At 73.9% G+C, this 5,789-nt stretch carries 3 protein-coding genes and 1 pseudogene; all 4 read right to left on the bottom strand.

Translation table 11 applies throughout. From position 1 onward, the window contains the following. Window positions 1–787: pseudogene (locus tag ACJJV7_RS02945) on the bottom strand (hypothetical protein); the annotation flags it as partial. Between the two features lie 61 nt (window positions 788–848). Continuing rightward, window positions 849–3,332 carry a transglutaminase domain-containing protein gene (locus ACJJV7_RS02940; RefSeq protein WP_405375322.1) on the bottom strand — a complete coding sequence of 828 codons (2,484 nt, stop codon included), beginning with the start codon at window positions 3,330–3,332 and terminating at the stop codon, window positions 849–851. Beyond that, window positions 3,329–4,681, bottom strand: a complete 1,353-nt coding sequence (locus ACJJV7_RS02935) for a DUF58 domain-containing protein (RefSeq protein ID WP_405375324.1) — start codon at window positions 4,679–4,681, stop codon at window positions 3,329–3,331. Before ACJJV7_RS02935 ends, ACJJV7_RS02940 begins: the two co-directional genes overlap by 4 nt. Then, window positions 4,678–5,658 (bottom strand): AAA family ATPase, encoded by a 981-nt coding sequence (locus tag ACJJV7_RS02930; protein ID WP_405376174.1) that lies wholly within the window; start codon window positions 5,656–5,658, stop codon window positions 4,678–4,680. Before ACJJV7_RS02930 ends, ACJJV7_RS02935 begins: the two co-directional genes overlap by 4 nt. Between the last annotated feature and the right edge of the window lie 131 nt (window positions 5,659–5,789).

The raw sequence follows: 5,789 nt of genomic DNA, 5'->3' as shown, positions 1-5,789 counted from the left end.
GGGCGGCCAGGGGGGAGGCCAGCGGCGGGGGCACCCACGGGTTGCCGTTCGCCAGCGGAGCGGGGGCGTCCGCCGACGCGGACACGGGCGACGCGGCCGGAGCGTCGGCGGCGGACGGCGGGGCGAAGGCGATCATCGCCGCGCTGGTGTCTCGCCCGGCCGGCTCCGGCGCAGGCGCCGTGGCGGCGAACGGGGTGGGCGGCAGTCCCTGCGCGCGCGGGCGGCCGCGCCAGGTCGCCGAGCCCCAGCCGACGATGCTCGCCCACACCGGCAGCAGGACGGCGCCGAGCACGCTGAAGCCCGTGCCGAGCCCGAAGCCGGGGTTCAGGCGCTGCATCATCACGAACTGGAGTGCGACCACCAGGGCGGCGTAGACGAGCCAGATGAGCGCGGGCACCACGGTGGCGGCGAGGAAAGCGGATGCCGCATCGGCGCCGTTGAACGCGGCGTCGACCGATGCGGTGACGAGCGAACCGGCGACGATGGTGGCGATGACCGCGAAGACGATGCCGGCGCCGACCTGTACGACTGCCCACCAGCCGCGCATCCCGGCGAGTTCGAACAGCGTCCACAGGTTGAGGACCGGAACCCAGGCCTTCCACGTCGGCTGACCGACCTTGCGGAAGACGGCCATGAGTGCGAGCGCGAGCCAGGCGTAGACGGCGAGGGCACCGGCGACCTGCGCCAGCGCGACCCCGACGGAGGCGCCTGCGAGCAGGCCCGTCGGATCGGGGGCCATAGCTCCGAGCGCCGTCGCCGCGCCGATTGTGCCTGCTCCTACGCTCACCATGTCTCCTCGATCAACCTGCCCACCGTAGCGGCGTTCGCGGCGCGCCGCCCTCGACACCCTACCGGCGGCGCCGTGCCGGTCTCCGCCGCCGCAGCGAGCGGAGCGAGACCCGCCCGCGCAGCCGGGCCCAGAAGCCCGCCTCCGCAGCGAGACGCTGACGCTCGTCATCCACGATCTGCCAGAACCCGGCGTCCGACCCGCGGGGAGGCGGCACCACGTCGAACACCGAACGGTCGGCCCATGTCGCGAGGCGCAAGGCGCGCTCCCGGTCCTCGCCCGCGTAGATCGCCGCGAGCTCCTGCCGGGTCTGGGTCGCCGGAGCCGGATAGCCGTGGTCGACGGCCGCGTCGACGAACTCCTGCCACCCGCCGGTGAAGCGTTCGACGACGTCGGGTGCGCGACGGCGTGACCGGCGGCGGAGCGCCTTGGCGACGACGATGAGCAGCAGGGGTCCCACCAGGATGAGAAGGCCGAGGAAGGAGACGCCGACCACGCGGAGCGTCGCCCAGAGTGCCTCCAGGTCGGCGGCATCCGTGTCGGCATCCTCGCCGCGCTCCGTGCCCTCCGTCGGGCCCGCCTCGGCGGGAAGCACCTGTTCGGCCTGATCGCGGCGGACGTCGGTCGGGTTCTCGGGATCCTGGCGCTGCTCGAGGTCGGGAGAGGGGAACGCGTCGCGCTGCGGGGTGACGTCGAGCGGATGCCACGCGCCACCGGCATCCGCGACCTCGATCCACGCCGCCAGATCGGCGTTCCGGCATTCGCCGCCCTCGCACGCGGGGAGGCCGTCGACGTCGCTCAGGCGCGTCCCGACCACGACGCGGGCATCGAAGCCGAGCTGATCGGCGATCATCATCGCGGCGACCGCGAACTGCTCGTCGTCGCCGACCCCGGCGACGAGGTCGGCGTCGACGTCGCCGCCGATCTCGCGCTGCCGGTCGAGCAGCTGCGTGAACAGGGCGTCGATGCGGTCGGTCGAGTGACCTGCCCGGCTCGGCTGGAAGGCGTCGGTGCCGAGGTCGGCGAGCCACGCCGGCGGGGCGGCCGGATCGATCGAGAGCGCATGGCTCAGGAACCCGCGCGCACGGAGCCGGTCGAGGAGGAGGCCGAGACCCTCGCCGCCCGTCGGCGCTCCCTGCGCCTCGATCCACTCGCGGAGGCTGTCCGGAACGACCTCGGCGGGCAGCGCAGGACCCGAGCGCACGGGGTCGAGCGATGCCGCGGCCCCGGTTTCGCCGCGGACGGTGACGTCGAGGCGGTAGGCATCGCCGGAACGGAGACCGGGCTCGGCCAGTTGCACGGCGGCTCCGGTCGCGGCGTTGTAGAAGAACCCGTCGGAGAGGTCGGTCGCTCGGGCACCGTCGAAGGTCGCCGTCCGGAGGTCGCCGGCGGTCGGCACCCAGATGCCGGTCAGGCCGTCGATCGTGACCGTCACCGATGCGGCGGAGCCTCCGCCTCCCGCGATGCCCGCAGGCACGCGGCGGAACGCGGTCTGCGGAGAGCCGAGGCCCGCCGACGGGTCGACGGCGCGGGCGTTCCGGCCGTCGTAGAAGGGCAGTGTCGCGATGCGGACGCGATCGACCGGCGCCGTCGCGTCCACGCGGAACAGGACGCGCTCGTCCTCGCCGGGCGCGAACGCGCCGCGGTACTGCGAGAGCGGGCTGAGGGTCTCGGCGATCCGGAGGACCGGGTCCACCGTGGCCCGGGCGACGCTCCGAGGCTGATCACCGAGCGCCCACGGTGCCCAGGCGGAGGCGCCCACGACCGCGATGAGCACCATGGCGACGGCGGTCGCGAGGCGGCCGAGCAGCCCGCGGGTCGCGCGGCCCGACCGCCGGACGCCGGTCGCCTCGACCGCGGCCTCGAGGGCGCGGCGCCGCTCGTACCGGGTGCGCCAGACGACGACCGCGAGCGCCGCGAGGACCGCCCCCGTGCCCACCACCAGTTCTGGCTGCACACGGACGGGACCGGCGACGAGGGGCGCGGAGAGGGAGCGGGCGCCGAACACCACGCCGAAGACGGTGAGGAGGAGTCCCAGCGGTGCGGCGAGGGTCCATAGTGTGCGTGCCCGCCAGGCGAGGGAGAGCGCGAGGGCCGGGATCACGGTGAAGAGGAAGAGCGTCGGCGCCAGGGTCGTCTGGTAGCTCCCGAGCGGAAGGTCGAGGGTCAGCAGGTCCTTCCAGCCCGTCACCGGCGCCGTGACGACGCCGAGGAGCGCGCGCAGCGCAGGCGACGGCGAGGAGAGGCTCGCCGGCGCCGCGACGGGGACACCCAGCGCGACGTAGGCGACGAGTGCCGCCAGGACCACCCACCAGAGCGACCACGTGCGGCGGAGGCCGACGGCGGCGACGATGTGCGCCGCGAGGAGCCCGACACCGATCGCGATGAAGAGCAGCGGCGTGCGGTAGATGGGCCACACGGCCACAGCGCCGACGGCGAACAGGACGTCGAGGAGCAGGGCCTGCGTCACGACGAAGCGCAGCCGCGTGCCGCGGCGCCGAGTCGTGCGAGCCGCCCGCAGGTCGCGCCTCGAGGTGTCGCTCATGACGCAGACCCCTTCGCGAGGAGCGGACGGAGGTCATCGAGCAGCCCGATCGAGATCACGGTCAGGGGTCCGAGGCGCCGGATGCCGGGCTTCTCCGTGGGTGCGCACACGAGCGCGACGACGGCCACGTCGCCGCCGAACGCGAGCGCGGCGGACTGCAGCTGCGCCGGGGTGAGGGTGGACCCGCAGATGAGGAAGCCGATCGAGACGTCGGGGTGCGACTCGGCGGCGAGCGAGGAGACATCGCGGAGCGCGCTCACCTCGCCGCTGCGCTCGAGCCCCGCGAGGTCGTCGAGCAGGGTGCGGGTGGACACGGTGGCGAGCTCGCGGACGGTGCGGACGGCCCGCCGGGCGAACTCGGGCACCTCGCCGCCGACGGCGACGTCGACGTCGCGGCCGTCGCGGATGCCGCGGACGCCGACCGAGGCGGCGGCGCTCACGGCGAGCTCGAACTCGTCGTCATCGGCGTACTCGTCGTCGCCGCGTGCCAGGACCACGACCATCCGCGAGCGACGGGTCTCCTCGTACTGGCGGACCATCATGGCGCCCGTCTTGGCGGTCGACTTCCAGTGGATCTGGCGGGGGGAGTCGCCGGGGACGTAGGGGCGGAGCGCGTGGAACGAGAAGTCCGCGTCGACGATCGTCCGCGAGGCGCTGCCCTCGAGATCGCGGATGAAGCCCGCCGCCGTGCTGCGAAGCGCCGTCGTCCGCGGGTGCACGTAGAGTGTGCGCACGTCGTCCCAGGTCGCCTCGCGCGTCAGGATGCCGAGCGGGTCGCCGCGCACGGTGCGTGCGGGCCCGACGGTCACGATTCCGCGCCGCTCGGTGGGGATCACCACCCGCTCGGTCAGGTCGTGCTGCGGGCGGAGGAGGGGCACGTGCACGTCGACGAGACCGTCTCCGACGGGCACATCGACCCGGCCCGGGAGGGCGACGCCGCGCCCCACGTTCGTGACCACGAGCTCGCCGTCGACCGGTGTCCCCGCGACCACCCGGTCATGGGCCAGCTCCAGCCGGACGTCGTAGGCCCGTGCGCTGAACAGGAACGGGACGGCGACGACCACGAGCAGCGCCGCGGCACCGCCGGCGACCGCGAACTCCAGCAGCCCCCAGCCGAGTCCGGCGATGAGCCCGACGGCCGCGACGGCGACCGCGACCCATCCCACCGGGGTCACCGTCTCGCGCACCCACCTCGCCGCGGCGACCGCCGCGGCCCGCCCCCGCCGCCAGGTGCGCGCGCCACGTACGGCGAGGACCGTGGTCGACCTCGCCGTGTCGCCGTAGCGCGTGCGCGCGTACCCGGTGGACGTGGCCGTCCGGGTCAGGCGCGATTCGGTCGGAAAGCTCACGCACCCTCGTCACGGCTGTGGTCGCGCTGGCTCGGCGGCGCCACGTCGAGGAGAACCTGCCCGATGACCGCGCCCGCGGTGACGCCGTCGAACTCCGCCTCGGCGTCGAGGATGAGGCGGTGGGAGAGCACCGGGCCCGCGAGCGCCTTGATGTCGTCGGGCGTGACGTAGGTGCGCCCATGGGCGAGGGCCCAGGTGCGAGAGGCGCGGGTGAGGGCGAGCGCACCGCGCACGCTCACGCCGAGGCGCACCTCGGTCGCCAGCCGGGTGGCTTCGACGATGCGCGCGATGTAGTCGAGCACCAGCGGGTTGAGGTAGGCGCCGCGGGCGATGTCGGCGAGGCTCACGATGCCCTGCGGGGTAATGACCGGCTCGACGTCGCGCCGGCCCTCGCTGGAGCCCTCGAGGATGCGCATCGTGGCCGCCCGGTCGGGGTAGCCGAGGCTCGTCTTCATGAGGAACCGGTCGAGTTGCGCCTCGGGGAGCCGGTACGTGCCCGCCTGCTCGACCGGGTTCTGCGTCGCCACCACGAGGAACGGGACGCCGACCGGCCGCGTGACGCCGTCCACGGTCACATGGCCCTCCTCCATGACCTCCAGGAGCGCCGACTGCGTCTTGGGGGAGGCGCGGTTGATCTCGTCGGCGAGCACGATGTTCGCGAAGATCGGCCCCTGGTGGAATTCGAACTCGCCGCGGCGCTGGTCGTACACGGTGATTCCGGTGACATCACCGGGGAGCAGGTCTGGCGTGAACTGGATGCGGGAGCTCGTGCCCTGCACGGACTGACCCATCGCGCGGGCGAGCGAGGTCTTGCCGGTGCCGGGGTAGTCCTCGAGGAGCAGGTGCCCTTCGGAGATCATCGCCGTGAAGGCGAGCTCGATGACATGCCGCTTGCCCAGGACGACCTGGTCGACGTTGTCGACGAGGGTCGCGAAGGTCTCGCGGAACCACGTGCTCTGTTCCGGGGTGATCGTCATCGTGTTCCTCTCGGATGCCGGGCGCCGACCGTGCTGTCGGTGCGCCGCGGGACGAGTGCCGCCCTCATGGGGCGGTCTCCTCGGTGGGGGTGGGGTCGGGTGTCGGGGCGGGCGTCGGAGCGGGCTCCGGC

Origin of the sequence: Microbacterium sp. Ld4 (genome assembly GCF_045066555.1) — a bacterium.
Lineage (GTDB): Bacteria > Actinomycetota > Actinomycetes > Actinomycetales > Microbacteriaceae > Microbacterium.
This window is presented reverse-complemented; position numbering and strand designations above follow the sequence as displayed.